General features: G+C 62.2%; 15 protein-coding genes. 6 read left to right on the forward strand and 9 right to left on the reverse strand.

Annotated elements, in window-relative coordinates; all coding sequences use genetic code 11:
* Positions 1-35: 35 nt before the first annotated feature.
* Together AC3WWH_RS23345 and AC3WWH_RS23350 are read left to right on the forward strand one after the other, a co-directional pair.
* Entirely contained in the window at positions 36-683 is a 648-nt protein-coding gene (locus AC3WWH_RS23345) for a TetR/AcrR family transcriptional regulator (protein WP_058324934.1), read from the forward strand.
* 154 nt (positions 684-837) lie between these two features.
* The gene (locus AC3WWH_RS23350) at positions 838-3108 is read left to right on the forward strand and encodes a methyl-accepting chemotaxis protein (protein ID WP_058324935.1); all 2271 of its coding nucleotides are present in this window, start codon (positions 838-840) and stop codon (positions 3106-3108) included.
* 48 nt (positions 3109-3156) lie between these two features.
* Here the strand turns inward: AC3WWH_RS23350 and AC3WWH_RS23355 are convergent, their stop codons facing one another.
* Positions 3157-3900, reverse strand: coding sequence for an SDR family oxidoreductase (locus AC3WWH_RS23355; RefSeq protein ID WP_058324936.1), 744 nt, complete (start codon positions 3898-3900; stop codon positions 3157-3159).
* 99 nt (positions 3901-3999) lie between these two features.
* Between AC3WWH_RS23355 and AC3WWH_RS23360 the strand changes: the two genes are divergently transcribed.
* Together AC3WWH_RS23360 and AC3WWH_RS23365 are read left to right on the forward strand one after the other, a co-directional pair.
* Positions 4000-4902: an AraC family transcriptional regulator gene (locus AC3WWH_RS23360; RefSeq protein WP_058324937.1), complete on the forward strand. Its 903-nt coding sequence runs from the start codon at positions 4000-4002 to the stop codon at positions 4900-4902.
* 112 nt (positions 4903-5014) lie between these two features.
* Complete coding sequence (locus AC3WWH_RS23365; RefSeq protein ID WP_058324938.1) at positions 5015-5602, forward strand: YqaA family protein; 588 nt, start codon at positions 5015-5017, stop codon at positions 5600-5602.
* A gap of 45 nt (positions 5603-5647) precedes the next feature.
* Here AC3WWH_RS23365 and AC3WWH_RS23370 read toward each other — a convergent pair whose 3' ends face one another.
* From AC3WWH_RS23370 to AC3WWH_RS23385, 4 genes are all read right to left on the reverse strand, one after another.
* The gene (locus AC3WWH_RS23370) at positions 5648-7102 is read right to left on the reverse strand and encodes an amidohydrolase family protein (RefSeq protein WP_113398798.1); all 1455 of its coding nucleotides are present in this window, start codon (positions 7100-7102) and stop codon (positions 5648-5650) included.
* A gap of 1 nt (position 7103) precedes the next feature.
* On the reverse strand, positions 7104-8201 hold the full coding sequence (locus AC3WWH_RS23375; protein ID WP_058324939.1) for an amino acid ABC transporter permease: 1098 nt from the start codon (positions 8199-8201) through the stop codon (positions 7104-7106).
* A 3-nt stretch (positions 8202-8204) separates the two neighbouring features.
* Positions 8205-9353, reverse strand: a complete 1149-nt coding sequence (locus AC3WWH_RS23380; protein ID WP_058324940.1) for an amino acid ABC transporter permease — start codon at positions 9351-9353, stop codon at positions 8205-8207.
* 125 nt (positions 9354-9478) lie between these two features.
* Entirely contained in the window at positions 9479-10510 is a 1032-nt protein-coding gene (locus tag AC3WWH_RS23385) for an amino acid ABC transporter substrate-binding protein (RefSeq protein WP_057248512.1), read from the reverse strand.
* A 240-nt stretch (positions 10511-10750) separates the two neighbouring features.
* On the opposite strand from AC3WWH_RS23385, the gene AC3WWH_RS23390 reads away from it, so the two are divergent.
* Positions 10751-11437 (forward strand): GntR family transcriptional regulator, encoded by a 687-nt coding sequence (locus AC3WWH_RS23390; protein ID WP_492377288.1) that lies wholly within the window; start codon positions 10751-10753, stop codon positions 11435-11437.
* Positions 11438-11604: 167 nt separating this feature from the next.
* On the forward strand, positions 11605-13194 hold the full coding sequence (locus AC3WWH_RS23395; protein ID WP_058324941.1) for an ABC transporter substrate-binding protein: 1590 nt from the start codon (positions 11605-11607) through the stop codon (positions 13192-13194).
* 41 nt (positions 13195-13235) lie between these two features.
* Here the strand turns inward: AC3WWH_RS23395 and AC3WWH_RS23400 are convergent, their stop codons facing one another.
* The 4 genes from AC3WWH_RS23400 to AC3WWH_RS23415 form a co-directional block, all read right to left on the reverse strand.
* Entirely contained in the window at positions 13236-13949 is a 714-nt protein-coding gene (locus AC3WWH_RS23400) for an HAD family hydrolase (RefSeq protein WP_113398799.1), read from the reverse strand.
* Positions 13950-14029: 80 nt separating this feature from the next.
* Positions 14030-14698: a metallophosphoesterase family protein gene (locus AC3WWH_RS23405; RefSeq protein WP_058324943.1), complete on the reverse strand. Its 669-nt coding sequence runs from the start codon at positions 14696-14698 to the stop codon at positions 14030-14032.
* 264 nt (positions 14699-14962) lie between these two features.
* Positions 14963-15334, reverse strand: coding sequence for a hypothetical protein (locus AC3WWH_RS23410; RefSeq protein WP_058324944.1), 372 nt, complete (start codon positions 15332-15334; stop codon positions 14963-14965).
* 165 nt (positions 15335-15499) lie between these two features.
* Complete coding sequence (locus AC3WWH_RS23415; protein WP_162752529.1) at positions 15500-17212, reverse strand: phosphoethanolamine transferase; 1713 nt, start codon at positions 17210-17212, stop codon at positions 15500-15502.
* Between the last annotated feature and the right edge of the window lie 76 nt (positions 17213-17288).

Here is a 17288-nt window from a genome sequence, read left to right on the forward strand (position 1 = left end):
CGACTAAAAATCGCCAAGGAATTTGGAAAGTCGCCATGGTCGAAAAGAAGAAATCGCCGCGTTCCCGCGGCCGACCCCAGGTCCGATCCGACGACGAGACCCGCAAGGTGATCATCCTTGCCGCCGAAAGGCAATTCTGCGACCTCGGTTATGAGACCGCCAACATCAACGTCATCGCCCAGAATTCCGGCGTCTCCACCAAGACGCTCTATCGCCTCTTTCCCACCAAGGCCGATCTCTTCGAACGTGTCATCGCCCTCAGGATCTCTGAGTTCGCGCTCGAAGCCGACGAAGAGCATCTCGACGCCGTGAGCGTGAAGACCGGTCTCGTGCAGTTGCTTGCCGCCTATGGGCACCTCGTCCTGGCGGCAGACACGATCGCCATCATACGTCTGGTACTCGCCGAGGCGGAGCGCTTTCCGGAGATCGCCGCCACCTTCTGGGAACAGGCAATCGAGCGGACAAACGCAACGCTGGAGCGCTGGCTCAGGGCGCAAGCAGCTCTCGGTCGCCTCGTGATCGAGGATCCGTATCTGGCGGCGGGTATGCTGCGCGGCATGATGGCGATGGAGCCGCAACGCGCCGTCATGATGGGCCGCATCGGCAGCATTGACGAAGCGACGATCATGGCGCGCGCTGAGAGCTGCGCGGAGGTCTTTCTGACCGGCACCCTGCCGAGATAAGTCACGGCTAAACTTTCGCCTCGTCATCCGGACGTCATCAAACTGTAACATGCGACCGTATAACTCTCCGCGCGGGAGCTCTCCCGCCGGGCGCATGAGGCGTCGCGACCAGCCCTTTGGCATGGCCTCCTCTCCTTCAAGCCCGGTGATTGTTATGCGTTTGTCCGCGAAGCTACCCCTCGCAGCGGCGGCTCTGGCTGCCTTCTCTATCGCTGCCACCAGTCTTGCCAGCCTGACCGTCAGCGGCGACCTGTCGTCCCGCGCGGCGATCGAGAAGCTGGAGGCGCTCGCCGATGCCCGCCGCAACGAGCTTCGCCACTATCTCACCACCGTGGAAAACGACCTGCGCAATCTGCAAGCGCAGAAATCCGTCGCCAAGGCGCTCAGCGATCTGAATGGCGCTGCTGCCAAGTTCGGCGACAAGACCGAGAGCGAATTGCAGCGCCGCTACCTGACGGAAAACCCCAATCCCGAAGACAAGCGCGCACTCTACAGCACCGCTGGCGTCGACGACTACGACGCGCTGCATGCGCGCTTTCACCCGTTTTTCCGCCGTTTCGCGGAAGCCCACGGTTATCGCGACGTGCTGCTCGCCAATCTCAGCGGTGACGTTGTCTACTCCCTCAACAAGAAGGGCAACTTTGCCGTCAGTCTCAAGGACGGCTCCTGGAAGGACACGGGGCTCGGCCGCATCTTCCGCGAAACCGCCGAGGGAACAGACAAGAGCAAACTGGCCTTTGCGTCCTACGAGGCCTATGCACCGCTCGGCGGCAGCCCCGCGGCGTTCATCGCCATCCCGCTGGAATCGATCGACGGCAAGATCGGTACCTTGATCCTGGAGATGCCGGACGCGCGCATCGGAGAGATCGTCGGCAACCGCACGGGCCTTGGCGAGACTGGCGAAACGATCCTTCTCGACGGCAACGGATTTTTCCTCACTGACAGCGCTACCACACCCGACAACGATATCCTCAAGGCCCGGGTCTCGCCGGACCAGCCGGCGGAAGATGTCATCGTCAGCAGCAGGCTCGCCGATTTCCGCGGCAAGGAAGCGCAGATGGCTGCCACAAGCCTCGATGCTTTCGGCACTCGCTGGACCATGGCCGCGGTCATGACGTCACGGGAAGCCTTTGCCGCCGTCACCGCCTTGCGCAACTGGACGCTCGCGACGGCTCTGGCCGTCCTCGCGGCAGCGCTGGCAATTTCCATCTGGTATTCACGCCGGCTGACGCGCCCGATCACCGGCCTCGTTCAGGACATGAGCCAACTCGCCGAGGGCGACACGACGATCGGCGGCGTCGGCCGGAACCGCAAGGACGAGATCGGTGACATGGCCCGTTCCGTCCTCGTCTTCCGCGACGCGCTTCTCGATCGCGCCCGCCTTGAAACCGAGACGACGGAAACGCGGACCATGATCGAAGAGGAACGACAAGTCCGAGAGATGACCCAGTCCGAGGTGGCGCGCCAGATCAACGAGGCCGTAGAGATGCTGGCGTCGGGGCTCGAACGGTTGTCGCAAGGCGACCTGACCGCACGCATCGACCGGCCCTTCGGCGCCGGTTTCGACCGTCTGCGCTCGGACTTCAATCTGTCGCTCGAAAGCCTTGCCGTCACGCTTGGCGACGTGAAGGCGAGAAGCGCTGAAATCGACGGCGAGACCGGCGAGATGCGCGACGCCATCGGCCAACTCGCCAAACGCACCGAGCATCAGGCAGCAACCTTGGAAGAAGCAACTGCGGCCCTGAGCGCAATTACCGCCACCATCGGGCGCACTGCCGAACACGCCTCATCGGCGACGACGATCGCCGCCGCCGCCAAGGCGAGCTCCGACCGCTCCGGTCAGGTGGTCATGAACGCCGTCGGCGCCATAGCCCAGATCGAGAAAGGGTCGGTCGCCATTTCCCAGATCATCGGCACCATCAACGACATCGCGTTCCAGACCAACCTGCTGGCCCTGAATGCGGGGGTCGAAGCGGCCCGTGCCGGCGAAGCGGGCAAGGGCTTTGCGGTCGTCGCGCATGAAGTGCGGGAGCTGGCACAGAAATCCGCCCTCGCCGCCCGGGAAATCAAGGCGATTATCACCACGTCGGCAGAGGAAGTGACGAAGGGCGTTTCGCTGGTGCGGGCGGCAGGCGATGCGCTCGACGAGATCTCCGGCCAGATCCATGCCATCAACGAGCAGACACAGCAGATTGCCGGCGACGCGCGCGACCAGGCGAGCGACCTGCAGCACATCAACCAGACCATGCTGTCGCTGGACGCCGTGACGCAGCAGAACAATGCGATGGTTGAAGACAGCACCGCCATGACTCTTCGGCTCTCAAGCCAGGCATCCGGCCTCTTCGATCTCGTCGAGCGCTTCCGCACGACATCCGGCGTACGCAACCAGACGGAGACAGACGCGCGTCTCCGACTAATCGCTTAGCGCCTGCACGGGCCGCGTGCTGTCGCGGTCCCGTATCGCAAGGCGAGATCAGCTCGCCTTGGCAAGCGCCACGGCGTCGGCGCCAGCCGGGAAATGGAGCTGGCCGGACAGATCGTTCGCCGCCTGCCAAACGGCCTCCGCCACATCGGTCTCGGTCGTGACCAAGGGTGGGGCGGCAAACTGCGCGAAGATGGGTGCGGCAAAATCCGCATAGGCCGCCGGGATCAGGTCCTCGACGCGCATAGTGGTGTTGCGGGCGAAGCGGGTGGTCGGCGCGTAGCCGGGCTCGACCAGCTTAACCCTGACGTTGAAAGCTTCCAGTTCGTGAGCGAGCGAGCCGGTGAAGCCCTGGATCGCCGACTTGCTGGCGGTATAGGCTGCGGCGAGCGGCATGGAAGCAAGCGTCACAGTGGACGTAACGTTGACCACGACGCCCGACTGGCGGGCACGGAACTGCGGTATCACCGCTTGGGTCATGGCCATCACACCGAAGGTATTGGTGTCGAAAACCTTGCGGATATGGGACATCGGAGTCGCCTCGAAGGCGCCAACCACGCCGATACCGGCGTTGTTAACAAGCACATCGATCGGGCCGGCTTCCTCAATCGCAGCCGCGATGCTGTCGCGATCGGTGACATCAAGAGCCAAGACACGCAACCGGTCGGAGTTCGGCAGAATGTCTCGCTGCGGTCGGCGCATCGTGGCGATCACGTTCCAGCCCTCGACATGAAAGCGCCGCGCCGTCTCCAGCCCGTAACCGGAAGAGCAGCCGGTAATCAGTACGGTATTCATCGCGATTTCCTGTCAGTTGTTTCGATGGAGAAGAGATATCGCCTCCGCTCTGGACGCTCTACGGCTTGAAGTCCTGATTTCATTTGCTATCGTCCTGACATGGTCGATCCACTCTCGCAACTCATTCAGCTTCTTCGTCCGCGCACGGTCTTCACCAAGGGTATCAGCGGCGCCGGCCGCTGGGCCGTGCGCTATGCCGATTTCGGGCAGCCGAGCTTCTGCACCGTCATCGAGGGGGCTTGCCGCCTGGCTGTCGATGGCGAGGTACCGGTCACATTGGAGGCCGGAGATTTCGTGCTGCTGCCGGCAACACCGGGTTTCACCCTTTCGGGGTTCGATCCGGTTCAGCCGACCTTCATCGACCCCAAGGGGATGCCGGCGCCGACCGGCGAGGTTCGCCACGGCAGGCAACACGGCGAACCGGACGTGCGCCTGCTCGGCGGCTATTTCGTCCTCGATTCGCCCGATGCCGGACTGCTTGTTTCGCTGCTGCCGACATTGATGCATCTGCGCGGGATCGAGCGACTTTCGACACTCGTGTGTCTGGTGGGCGAAGAGGCGCGTGACGAACGACCAGGCCGGGACCTGGTGCTGGCACGGCTTGTGGAAGTCATGCTGATCGAGGCCCTTCGGTCTATTCAAGGCGAAAGCGCAACGCCCGGCCTGTTGCGCGGCCTGGGTGACCCGCGGCTGGCGGCGGCCATTCGGCAGATCCACGCCGATCCGGCCCATGCCTGGACGGTGGCGGAACTCGCGAGCGAGGCGGCACTCTCCCGCTCCGTGTTCTTCGAGCGCTTCACCCGCGCTGTTGGCGTGCCGCCGATGGAATATCTGCTCGTCTGGCGCATGGCGCTCGCCAAGGATCTGCTGCGGCAACGCGACGTCGATCTCGCCTCCGTCGCCGAACGTGTCGGCTACAGTTCAGCCAGTACCTTCAGCACAGCCTTCAGCCGTCATGTTGGGCAGCCGCCAAGCCGTTATGCACGCATGGCTGATGCTTAGCGGCGGCCATGCCTCGCACTTCGTAAGAAATCGCTCAAATGCCGAAGGCGGCCACATTTACACCCTGCTCGCTCGCCTATAGAGGCCTACCACCAACAGCGAACTGTAGCTCATGCTCCGACGCCTCTATGATTGGACGATGTCGCTCGCGACACGAGAAACCGCCATTGTCTGGCTTGGCATCATCGCCTTTGTCGAAAGCTCGATCTTTCCGGTCCCCGCGGATCTGCTCCTTATCCCGATGGCGCTGGCGCGCCCGGAGCGGGCGTGGCGCTACGCGCTTGCGGCCACCATCGCGTCGGTGCTCGGGGGTGTCACCGGCTGGTATCTCGGCCATTATGCCTTCGATACGCTGGCAAGGCCGCTGCTGGAGTTCTACGGCAAGCTCGACACGTTCGAGCATCTGAAGGCGTCGGTCGACTCTGAAATGCTGGCATTGCTGCTCGTGACCTCGGGCCTGGCGCATCTGCCGCCGATCAAGGTCGTGACCATCCTTTCGGGCGCGGCCAACATCAACCTCGGCTTTTTCATCGTGTCGGCGATCGTTGCACGTGGCGCGCGCTTCTTCCTGCTTGCCTGGCTGCTGCGCCGCTTCGCCGAGGAGATCCGTGATTTTCTTGAGCGGCGGCTGAGCGCGTTGGCCGGTGGGGCGGCGGCGATCCTGATCTGCCTCTTTGCCGCCCACCGCCTTTTCTACTGATATTTGTACCGCCCGCCTCTTCTGGCGGCCGGCATTGTGGGGAGGTTACGCCCTTCCCGGACCGGCCATTGGCAAGGACAGCGGCGCGAGCGTCTGCATTCCGCGGCCCTTTGGGTCGTTTGCGGGCGCCTTCCGGCAGGCGTAGTCCTGTGCCTCCTGCAGCTTCGCAAGCGCTCCATCGTAGTCGATCAGGGTTGGCCGTCCGCCGCTGACGACGCAGGTTCCGTCGACATAGACCCGCTCGATCGCCCGCTCGGCTGCACAATGCAGGAGATTGCGCAGCGGATCGTAGACTGGCTGCATCGCGTGGTGGCGAAGATCGACCACGAGGAAATCCGCCTTGGAGCCAACGGCGATGCGGCCGATGTCATCACGGCCGAGCGCCCTGGCGCCGGCGATGGTTGCAGCCTCCAGGATATCACCGGTCGCGACATCGAAGACGGACTTGCCCGACAGTCGCGCGCAGATCATCGCCTGGCGCATTTCTTCCAGCATATTGAAGGGATAGCTGTCCGTTCCGAGCGCAACGTTGACGCCTGCCCGACGGTAGCGGCCGACCGATTCCAGCGCCATGCCGCTGCGCGAGAAGGTGACGGGGCAATGGGCGACAGTCGTCTGGCGATCGGCCAGAAGACGCAGATCGACCTCCGTGCGTTGGCGCGTCCACGAATGGCTGTCGACGAAGATGCAATGGCCGAGGATCAGGTCCTTGCCGAGCAACCCCAGGCTTTCGAGATACTGCACGGCCGTCAGTCCGTGCCGGCGCAACAGTTCCTCGTGCTCGGCCATGGTCTGGGCGGCGTGGATGGTGACCGGAACGCCGCGCTTGCGCGCCGCCGCCGCCGCATCCCGCAGCAGCTCCGGCGAGCAGGTCTCGATCTGCGATGGTGCGACGACGCCGCCAAGCCGACCGGAGGGGTGCGCTGTCGCGGCATCGACGACCTCCAGAGCCCGAGCGAAAGCGTCGCGCCCACGCGCCTTGTCCCAGCGGAAATCGAGACGGTGGCTGTCTTCGACATGCCACTGCGCCTCCCGGAAGCCTGGCGCGACGAAGGCGCGTGCGCCGCTTCGCGCGAGCGTCGGCAGCCAGCTTTCATGCGGGCCGGCAATATCGAGCAGCGTGGTGACGCCGCTGCGCATCAGGTCGCCGACCATGACGGTCAGCGATGCCTCGATCGTGTCGTCGTCGATCTCCAGAAGGTTGGAGTATTCGTAGAGCGCATTGCCCCAAAGGGCTGCCGTGCCCATGTCCTCGAAGATGCCCTTGGAGATCGGCTCTTCGCCGGAGTGGCAATGGACATTGACGAAGCCCGGCATGATCATCCGGTCACGGCCGGAACTCTCGCTGTCGAACGGACCTTCGTAGTGACCGCCGACATGGACGAAGCCCTTGTCGTCATAGGCGATGTCGGCGTTGTGCAGATAGACGTGGCCATCGCGCTCGCTGTCGAAGGCGACGAGCGTGTGCACATTGCGGATGACATGAATCTCTTTAGTCATGCTATGTCCTGAAGTATTGTTCGAGGAAACGGCTGTAAGCTCCCATGAGAGCACTGAAAATGAAATATACGACGGCCGCGAAGACATAGCCTTCCAGCACCGCAATGCCCTGCCATTCCGGATCGCGCATGGCGGTGCGCACGGTGTCGAGGAAGTCGAGTAGGCCGACGATGGTCACCAGTGTCGTATCCTGGAAGAACCCGATGAAGAGGCTGACGAGCGGCGGGATGACCTTCTTCAACGCCTGCGGCAGCACGATCTTGCGCATGATCTGCCAGTAGTGCAGACCGAGCGAGTGTCCGGCCTCCACCTGCCCGTTGGGCACCGCCTGCAAGCCGCCACGGACGATCTCGGCGATATAGGCGGCGGCAAAGAGGATGATCGCCACCTGTGCGCGGATGAGCTTATCGATGGTGATGCCATCGGGCATGAACAGCGGCAGCATGACCGTTGCCATGAACAGGATGCTGATCAATGGCACGCCGCGCACGATCTCGATGAAGCTCACTCCCAGGATGCGGATGGCCGGAAGGCTGGAGGCGCGGGCGAGTGCAAGCGCGATCCCAAGCGGCAGCGCGCAGGCAAGGCCGATGAAGGAAAGCATGAAGGAGAGCGGCAGCCCGCCCCATTGCGTCGTCGGCACGACCGTCAGGCCAAAGAACCCGCCCGCCATCAGCATATAGAGCACCGGCAGGACGACTGCGATCCAGGCGATCAACAGCGCCCGTCCCCAGACCTTCGGGACCATCGAGACGACACAGGCGCCGAGAAACAGGAGCATCGCCGTCAGCGGTCGCCATTGCTCCTCGAACGGATAGAAGCCGAAGAAGATGTAGCGCATCTTCGCCGACAGGAACGGCCAACAGGCGCCATTTGTCACCTTGCATTCCGCCGGCGTGCCGACAAAGGTGGCATCGATGAACAGCCAGCCGATCGCCAGTTTCGCAACCGCGAAGATCGTGCCGAGGCAAAGGATGGTGATCAGCGCGTTGCCGGGTGTTCCGAAATAGGCGCTGAGCCAGCGACCTTTCGGTGCCGGTGGCGCCTCGCGATGGGACGTAAGCGATGCGTCGCCGATGAGGGTATCGATCTGTGTCATTACTCAGCGCTCCCTCAGCGCGACCTTGGCATTGTACCAGTTCATCACCAGCGAGATGAGGATCGACAGCCCGAGATAGACGCCCATGAAAATGGCAATGGATTCAATCGCCTGCCCGGTCTGGTTCATAATCGTGTTCGAAACCATCACCAGGTCCGGATAGCCGATGGCGATCGCGAGCGAGCTGTTCTTGAAGACGGTCAGATAGGTGTTGGTTAGAGGCGGGATGATGATCCTCAGCGCCTGCGGCAGGATCACCAGCTTCAGGGTGCGCGCGCGTGACAGACCAAGCGCCGTCGCGGCCTCCCACTGTCCCTTGCTGACCGCCTGGATGCCGGCCCGGACGATCTCCGCAACGTTGGCCGACACGCTAAGCGTCAGCCCGAGGAGAAGCGCCACGAACTCCGGGCGCAGATGATAGCCGCCGCTCAAGCGGAACCGGCCGAGCTCAGGCACATCCCAGGTGACGGAAATGTTGGCGAGCAGCAATGCTGCCACGAGCGGCAGAAGAAGCGCGATCGTCGCGATCAAGGCAATCGGTCTGTCCTTGCCGGTGACGACGCGCCTGCGGCCGAGAATCCGTGCAACGGAAGCGGCCGCAGCGATGCCGACAACGAGAGCCGTGACCATTGCCGAAAATCCGCTCTCCCAGTGCAGGGCGGGCATGACCAGGCCGCTGTTCGACAGGAACACACCCGGAAGCATCTGGATCGCCTGCTTGACCGGCGGAAAGGTGGAGATGATCAGCGAGTACCAGAGCAGCAGGTAGAGCAGCAGCGGCACGTTGCGGAGGGCCTCCACATAGGCAAGCATCAGTCGCGACAGCACGGGATTGTGCGACAGCCGCCCGATGCCGACCAGCAGACCGAGAATGGTGCCGAGCAGTGCCGCGAGCAGCGAGACTTTGACCGTATTGGCAATGCCGACGAGGATCGCACGACCGATCGGATCGGTCGGCTCGTAGGTGATCGCGGTTTCCGTGATGACGAAACCGGCCTGGCGCGCCAGGAAGCCGAAACCGGTCGCGATATCCTGCTTGGCAAGATTGGCGCTTGCGGTGCTGAACATCACCCAGGCGATGAGCAGCACGACGCCGACGGCGATCACTTGATAGAGATAGGCGCGAATGCGCGCATCATAAAACAGAGGCATCGGCACCCGTCCCTTAGGCAGGATCTACAGCGCCGCGGGTCTTGCCGGGCGCAGAGGTCGCTTTGGCACTTTGAATTTCTGCAGCAGAAAGCTAGGCCCGCGCTTGAGCGCGGGCCTGTCAATCCTCAACGGAACGGCGGTGCGTAGAGCAGGCCACCCTCGCTCCAGCGCGTGTTCGGGCCGCGCGTCAGGCCGAGAGCGGTCTTGGTGCCGAGGTTGCGCTCGAACACTTCACCATAGTTTCCAACACCCTTGATGATGTTGTAGCCCCACTTGTTGTCGAGGTTCAGCATCTTGCCGAGTTCTTCATTGACGCCGAGCATGCGCTGGATCTCCGGATCCTCGCTCTTGGCCATCTCGTCGACATTGGCCTGGGTGATGCCGCGCTCCTCGGCCGCCATCAGCATCCAGGCGGACCAGGATACGATGTCACGCCAGTTGGAATCGTTCTGGCGAACAGCAGGCGCCAGCGGCTCCTTGGAGATGGTTTCCGGCAGAACGACGTAATCATCCGGGTTGTTGGCAACGGCGCGGATCGAAGCGAGGTCCGAACGGTCGGACGAGATCGCTTCGCAACGGCCTGAGAAGAAAGCGTTGCGGTTTTCGTCCGGGTTTTCAAAGACGACCAGTTCGAACTTGCCGCCGATAGAACGGAAGAAGTCGCTGAGGTTCTGCGCAGTCGTGGTGCCCGGCAGCGTGCAGATCGCGGCATCCGTCAGTTCCTTGGCGCTGTTGACGCCGAGCGATTTCGGCACCATCAGCCCCTGGCCGTCGTAGAAGACTGTCGGCCCGAAATCGAGGCCAAGCGAGACTTCGCGCGAGAAGGTAAGGGTCGTCTGGCGCGACAGCATGTCGATCTCGCCGGACTGGAGCGCCTGGAAGCGCGTATTGATGTTCGTCAGGACGAAATCGACCTTTTCCGGATCGCCGAAAACGGCGGCGGCCACGGCACGGCAGACGTCGACGTCGAAGCCCCCCATGTGACCCTTGGCATCCGCGGTGGCAAAGCCCGGCGTGCTCATCGAGACGCCACAGATCAGCTTGCCGCGCGCCTTGACCGTTTCAAGCGTCGTCGCCGCGTTCGCAGACGTTGCGGCCACAAGCCCGACCGCGATGCCCGCAACGGTCGCGCAAAGCTGTAGGATTCTGTTTTTCATGAGTTCCCTCCCTTTGGTTTTCCTTGTCCTGACCGGTCCTGGTCGTGCGGTCCTCATCGCACGCCTCCTCCCGAACCGATCGACACCAACCCGTAATTGTCAGCGCCATCAATTGCATACGATAGACGGATACAAACATCAACATAATTGTATACAATATTGACGACGAAATATTCGGGCGTTATCGAAATGCAGGACATGTTTGGCCGATCCTCGATCGGCCGGTCGGGGGAGGCAACCTTGTCTGAGAAATCGAGCCGCAGCGACGTCGTCTACAGGCTCCTGCGCCAGGCCATCCTGGAGCAGGCATTAAGGCCGGGAACGAAGCTTGCCGAAGACACGATCGCCGATCATTTCAAGGTCAACCGTACCAGCGTTCGCGCGGCCCTGGTCCGGCTGAACGCCGAGGGCATCGTCGATCTCAGAGCCAACAAGGGCGCCTGCGTGGCGGAGCCGACGCTGGAAGAAGCCCGCGATATCTTCGCGCTAAGGCGCATGCTGGAAGCCGAAGTGATCCGCCGGCTGGTGGCCGATCTCGGCAGCGCCGAGGTCAAGCGGCTGGAGCAGCACGTGAAGCAGGAAGAAGCAGCCCTTTCCGATCACGGCCCGCTTTCGATCCGCCTCGCAGGCGAATTCCACATCCTGCTCGCCGAACTCACGGGCTCGCAGGCCCTGGCGCGCTTTGTCCGCGAGATCGTCTCGCGCTGCTCGCTGATCCTAGCGCGTTTCGCCCGGCTGCATTCTCCGGAATGCGCAGTCGACGAACATGTGCAGATCATCCGCGCGCTGCAGTCGCGCGACACCGCCACGGCAGAGCGGATCATGCTCGAGCATCTCCACGCCGTCGAACTGCGCGCCGAACTCGATATCGACAAGACCGAGCCGGATATCTCCGCCGTTCTGCAACGTTACGCCCGCAAAGGCTGACGCTGCCTGTCGCCGTCGGGTAGTGCCGACGGTCGAGGATACGACGTTCTCAAGTCGATCTGCGGCACCAACTGTCGCGCGGCAAGAATCCAGACGCGATATCTGCCTCCAATATCCTGCAACGATACCGGTGCGCCGGGCGGGTCTTACAAGGGAGGGAGTGAGCCATGCCAAGAGAACTGGAATTCATGAGCCAACAGGTGGCCGCAGGGCGGCTGTCGCGACGGGAGTTTCTTGGGCGCGCCGCAGCGCTCGGCGTTACGGTCGCGTCGGCGAACCTGCTGCTCGGCCAGGCAGCCCGAGCGGCCGGGCCTGTAAAAGGGGGAACACTGAAGGCCGGCCTCGTCGGCGGGGAGTCGACGAACAGCCTCGACCCCGCGACATGGGCAAGCCAGGTCCCCTACACACTTGGGCGCTGCTGGGGAGAACAGTTGCTCGAGGTATCTCCGGCCGGCGAGATCGAATATCGGCTCGCCGAATCCTATGAGGCAACACCCGACGCCAAGACCTGGCGCTTCAAGATCCGCAAGGACGTCACCTTTCACAACGGCAAGGAACTGACCCCGGCGGACGTGGTGGCGACACTCGAGCGTCACGGCGATGCCGATTCCAAGTCGGCGGCCTTGCCCTTCGTCCAGGAATTCGAGACGATCAAGGCAGATGGCGACAGCGTCGTCATCACGCTTCGCCAACCGAACGCCGACCTGCCCTATGTCGTCAGCGATTATCACCTGATGATCCAGCCAAATGGTGGCAAGGACGATCCGACGGCGGGCATCGGCACCGGGCCTTACAAGGTGGTCTCCAATGAGCCGGGCGTGAAACACATCGCCGAACGCCACGAAGGCTATTGGGGGTCCGCCGAGCGCGGCCATGCCGACCAGATCGAGATCGCCGTCATCAACGATTCGACGGCACGCACCGCCGCCCTGCAGAGCGGCCAGATCCATATGATCAACCGCATCGAGCCCAAGGTTGTGGCCCTGATCCAGCGTCTGCCGGGCGTCGTCATCCGCAACGTGCCGGGCAAGGGTCACTACGTCTTCATCGCCCACTGCAACACGACACCCTTCGACAACAACGACCTGCGCCTGGCGCTGAAATACGCCGTCGACCGCGAAGAGATGGTCGCCAAGGTGCTCGCCGGCTACGGCACCGTCGGCAACGACACGCCGATGATCAAGGGCTATCCGCTCTTCGACAACGACATCGAACAGCGGGCATTCGATCCGGACAAGGCAAAGTTCCACTACAAGAAGTCCGGCCACAGCGGCTCGGTTCTGCTGAGAACTTCGGACGTCGCCTTCCCAGGCGCCGTCGATGCGGCGCAGCTTTTCCAGATGAGTGCCGCCAAATGCGGGATCACCATCGACCTGAAGCGCGAACCGGGCGACGGCTACTGGTCGGATGTCTGGAACAAGCAGCCCTTCAGCATGTCCTACTGGACCGGGCGGCCGACGCAGGATCAGGTCTATTCCATCGCCTACCTATCGAAGGCAGAGTGGAACGACACGCGCTTCTTCCGCGAGGATTTCGACAAGCTGATCTTCACTGCGCGCGGCGAACTCGACACAGCCAAGCGCAAGGCGCTCTATCGCCAGTCGGCGATGATTTTGCGTGACGAGGGCGGGGTCATCGTGCCGATGTTCAACAACTACATCGACGCAACGAGCGACAAGGTCGGCGGCTGGGTCGACGATCCGAACGGCGAACTGATGGGCGGCCACGCGCTGACGAAATGCTGGCTCAACGCCTGAGTTCGAATGGGAGGCCGAAGGTCATCACCGACCTTCGGCTTTCAGAATGTTTGACGCAGCGACAGCATGCCGTCGCTTGCGAGTTCCACCTCGATCTCGTGATAGCGATCAAGCGTCAGGTGCGGAGTACCTTCCGCAGCCGCGTGTGCGCCGGTAACGACGACGACGTCGGCGCCGGCAGCGAGACCGGCAAGAATGCCAGCGGGTGCGTCTTCGAAGACCAGGCAATCCTCCGGACGCACACCCAGGCGCTCGGCAGCCATCCGGTAGCCCTGCGGATCGGGTTTGCCGACGGAAACATCTTCGCCCGTAATCATCAACTGCGGCGTTGGGATGCCGGCGGCAGCAAGGCGGCGCACTGCCAAGTCCAGCGGCGCGGACGTGACGATCGCCCATTTTTCCGGCGGTAGTGAATTCAGGAAGGCGACGGCACCGGGAATTTCGACGATGCCCTCGACGTCGGCGATCTCTGCGAGCGCCAGATCAAAGGCTTCCTTTTCCGGATCGACATCGGGCAGTTCGAGGTTGCGGATCGTATCAACGGCACGGACGCCGTGAACGGTCTTTATGAACTCGATCGGATCGATCCCGTTGCGCACCGCCCAGGCGCCCCAGACGCGCTCGACGACGGCCATGGAGTTCAGCAGAGTGCCATCCATATCGAACAGCAGGGCAGCAAAATTCTTCGTGAACACGGATAAAGGCGCGGCGTCCAAGGCAATCCCCTGAGGTGGTGAAACGGGCGGCAGCAACATCGCCCTATGGAGAAGGCACACCTACTACCGGACGGCCGGACGCACAATGGCATTTGCGCCGCAACCGCCAGCGATGTCGCTCAGCTTGCGGCCTGGATTTGCGTCGTCATGAGGAAATCGATCGGGCCACCGGGCTGATCGTCATCGAAGACGGCACAGGACAGCACGCCACTGAAGACGGCGCCGGAATCGACATTGGTCCGGTTTCCGATCGTGCGCGGATTGGCCATGCTGGGTGTATGCCCATGGCAGAGATGTCTTCCAAAGTACTCGCCCGAATAGTCCTCTGGTCGCCGGATCCAGAGGAAGATCTCGTCGCCTTGCTGTTCGAGCGGCAAGGTCTCATCGACACCCGCATGCACGAAAATGCGATGCCGTTCGACAAGGATCGTGGGAAGCTCCTTGATCCACTTCAAATGCCGACCGGGAACGACGCCATTGTAGGAGACCAGCGTCTCCTGGCCACCGTTCATGAGCCACCAATCAACGTCGCTCTCGCCGCTGCTGGCGCCCCATAACATCTCTTCATGGTTGCCCTTGAGTGTCAGCCAGGTCCAACCGGGTTTTGACGGGCCGCCCATGACCAACTCGACGACACCGCGGCTGTCCGGCCCCCGGTCGATCAAGTCGCCGAGAAAAATGACCCTGCCCGCCGGTGCATAGGTTTCAATCTCGCGCAAAAGCACACGCAACTGGTCGAGGCAACCATGAATGTCGCCGATAGCGAAGGTGAGTTGCCGGCCGGCCATGCGTCTACTCTCCACACATACTCCAAACCCTCGAACCGGGCGGATCCGAGGGAAAATATCGATAAATCAAAACACTATAACAAGTCTTTCGTCGAAACGTATGCGCGCGATATCGATTGAAAGAACCGACTCACGTCAAACTGCCCGACAATTTTTCCGGTAGTCCGCCGAGATGGCCGAAACTGGGCGGAGGTACGCCTTCGAGCGAAATCGCGAAAGCCGTATTCGCCGTCACTCGGAACAGGCGGCATCGTCGCTGAGCCCTCAGCGGCGGGAATGGCCCTTTGCGATCGTCGAAGTGGCGATCGATACCGGGTCGCTCGCCGGAAATGTATCTTCAAGCCCCTCTTCGAGCTGCTCTTCCATCGCGTCCCGATCATGCGCCCGACGTGCATTCGGCAGTGGTCCGCGAAAGGCCCCCTTCGCACCGCCCGCAGCCTGAAGCGCTTCGTCTGCGTCGAGCGCCGTTCTGAGCATATCCTTTGCTTTTGCGATGACGTTGAGCCGGTTCAAGGAGCCGGCATCATCCTGCGGGCACATCACGGTCACCACTTCCCCGCCATCGCCGACGAACTCGACGCTAAATCCGGCTCGACCGCCTCTTTCTGGGGAAACCTGTATACCGACGACGCGCATCTAACCCTCCTGCGTACGGATTGGCGCCTCTGTCCACCGGACTGATATGGCAAAAGGGGTCGCCGACCGTCCGCGCGGAGTCGAGGACATGTAAGCAAGGAAGCGTCGAAACGCGCTTTTGTTCCGAGACCCTGGAAAAATCGCGGCAACCGGTGGCGGTTGCGCTCAGAGTGCGCCCGGCAATGCGACGGCGCGCGTTGTATTGGCCGGCAGATCGTTGGCGGTATCTGCCGACTGGAATATCGGGCCACCGGCCGGCTTCCGCGTGCAATTTGCGAAAGCGTCGAGGTCACGTTTGTAGACCTTCGTCTCGACGTTCATCATGCCGAGAACGGTATGGAAGAGATTATCGTGCGACTTCGGCTGTGCCGTGTCCTTGGCGAGACAGGCGGTATCGACCCGCATGGCCGCCTGATAGGGCTTCGAAAACCAGGCGACGAACGGCACCTGCGTCTGCTCCCGCGGGGCAATTGCGTAGGGCGCACCGTGAAGATAGATACCGTCTTCACCGAGCGACTCTCCGTGATCAGACATGTAGATCATCGCGCCCGCCACGCGGTCCTGGTGCTTTTCGAGGAGACGGGCAACACTTGCCAGCACGTAGTCGGTGTAAAGGATCGAATTGTCGTAGGCGTTGGTGATCTCGGCGACCGAGCACTTCATCAGTTCCGGCGTCCGGCAATCCGGCGTGAACCGGCGGAACTTCTCAGGGTAGCGCAGATAGTAGGACGGCCCGTGGCTGCCGAGCTGGTGCAGGACGATAACACTGTTCGATGTTGTCGCCTGGAGCTTCTTGTCGAGTTCGCCGAGGAAGATTTCATCCAGGCATTCGCCGTTCTTGCACAGGGGGCTGTTCTTCTGGTTGGTCATGCTGGCGAAGCTGATGAGATCGGCAATGCCCTTGCTGCCGGTGTTGTTATCCCACCACGTGGTCGAGACGCCGGCACGCGTCAACACGTTCATCAGATTTTCCGTCGAACGGGCCTTCCAGTCGCTGTATTCATTGCGCGGATAGACGGAGAACATGCAGGGAAGCGAAATCGCCGTCGCCGTGCCGCAGCTCGTGGTGTCCGTATAGTTTACGACGCCGAGCGCCTTCAGTTCCGGATTGGTCTCGCGTGCGTAGCCGTTCAAAGAGAAGTTCATTGCGCGCGCGGTCTCGCCGGCAACCACGACAACGACCACCGGCTTGCCGGCCGCCGCAATCCGCGGACCCTGGCGAGCGTCGGTGCCGAGCGGCTGCACGACGATGTTGCGCTCTTTGAAAGTCGAAGCGGCATACCGCATCGCGGCCGAGACCGGCCCCGTCGGATTGAACCGCTTCATCAGGTCCTTGTGTTCGCGGATCACGTAGGCGACGTTCGCGAAATTGGCATAAACCAGCCCGCTGCTGACGACGATGCAGGGGATGATTACCGCAAGGTTGATCGCGGCATTCGCGACGAAGGGGCGACGGCGAACCTTGACCCAGATGACGAGAAGCGAGGGAAGCAAGCCATAGAGCAGCAGGTGCATCGCCAGGCTGCCGGTCAGCAGGTGGCCGGCTTCCGCTTGCGTCGTCACGGCCGCATTGCCGATCATGTCCTTGTCGATGATGACGCCAAAGGTGTCGATGAAATAGGAGGCCGACGCCGACACCATGATGAAGAAGATCAACACCGGCTTCATCACATATTTGACGGAAGCGGTCGTAAGCCCAGCAAAGGTCAGGAGGCAGAGTGCCGCGCTGAAGGACACAAGCGCCACGACGGAATCGTTGAAATAGGCAAACGTGTGCGTCCAGAAGGAATTGTTGGTGGCGACAAGCAGATAGGCGCTGACGATCGCGCTCAGAGCGATGCTACCGATCTCTGGCCGGCGAATTCTCGAAAAAATCAAAGCGGTCGTCTCCAGCGGCGACTGCACGATCATCTGAGATGGTCAATACAGGCGCGGGCATTCAGTCGAAGCGGAG

Source organism: Ensifer sp. EB106-03-01-XG145, from assembly GCF_058792075.1.

Bases quoted from the DNA above. Each gene is read 5' to 3' on its own strand.
- AC3WWH_RS23385 (WP_057248512.1), bottom strand. From the start codon at position 10,510: ATGAAAAACAGAATCCTACAGCTTTGCGCGACCGTTGCGGGCATCGCG.
- AC3WWH_RS23370 (WP_113398798.1), bottom strand. From the start codon at position 7,102: ATGACTAAAGAGATTCATGTCATCCGCAATGTGCACACGCTCGTCGCC.
- AC3WWH_RS23375 (WP_058324939.1), bottom strand. From the start codon at position 8,201: ATGACACAGATCGATACCCTCATCGGCGACGCATCGCTTACGTCCCAT.
- AC3WWH_RS23395 (WP_058324941.1), top strand. From the start codon at position 11,605: ATGCCAAGAGAACTGGAATTCATGAGCCAACAGGTGGCCGCAGGGCGG.
- AC3WWH_RS23380 (WP_058324940.1), bottom strand. From the start codon at position 9,353: ATGCCTCTGTTTTATGATGCGCGCATTCGCGCCTATCTCTATCAAGTG.
- AC3WWH_RS23400 (WP_113398799.1), bottom strand. From the start codon at position 13,949: ATGTTGCTGCCGCCCGTTTCACCACCTCAGGGGATTGCCTTGGACGCC.
- AC3WWH_RS23410 (WP_058324944.1), bottom strand. From the start codon at position 15,334: ATGCGCGTCGTCGGTATACAGGTTTCCCCAGAAAGAGGCGGTCGAGCC.
- AC3WWH_RS23345 (WP_058324934.1), top strand. From the start codon at position 36: ATGGTCGAAAAGAAGAAATCGCCGCGTTCCCGCGGCCGACCCCAGGTC.
- AC3WWH_RS23405 (WP_058324943.1), bottom strand. From the start codon at position 14,698: ATGGCCGGCCGGCAACTCACCTTCGCTATCGGCGACATTCATGGTTGC.
- AC3WWH_RS23355 (WP_058324936.1), bottom strand. From the start codon at position 3,900: ATGAATACCGTACTGATTACCGGCTGCTCTTCCGGTTACGGGCTGGAG.
- AC3WWH_RS23360 (WP_058324937.1), top strand. From the start codon at position 4,000: ATGGTCGATCCACTCTCGCAACTCATTCAGCTTCTTCGTCCGCGCACG.
- AC3WWH_RS23350 (WP_058324935.1), top strand. From the start codon at position 838: ATGCGTTTGTCCGCGAAGCTACCCCTCGCAGCGGCGGCTCTGGCTGCC.
- AC3WWH_RS23365 (WP_058324938.1), top strand. From the start codon at position 5,015: ATGCTCCGACGCCTCTATGATTGGACGATGTCGCTCGCGACACGAGAA.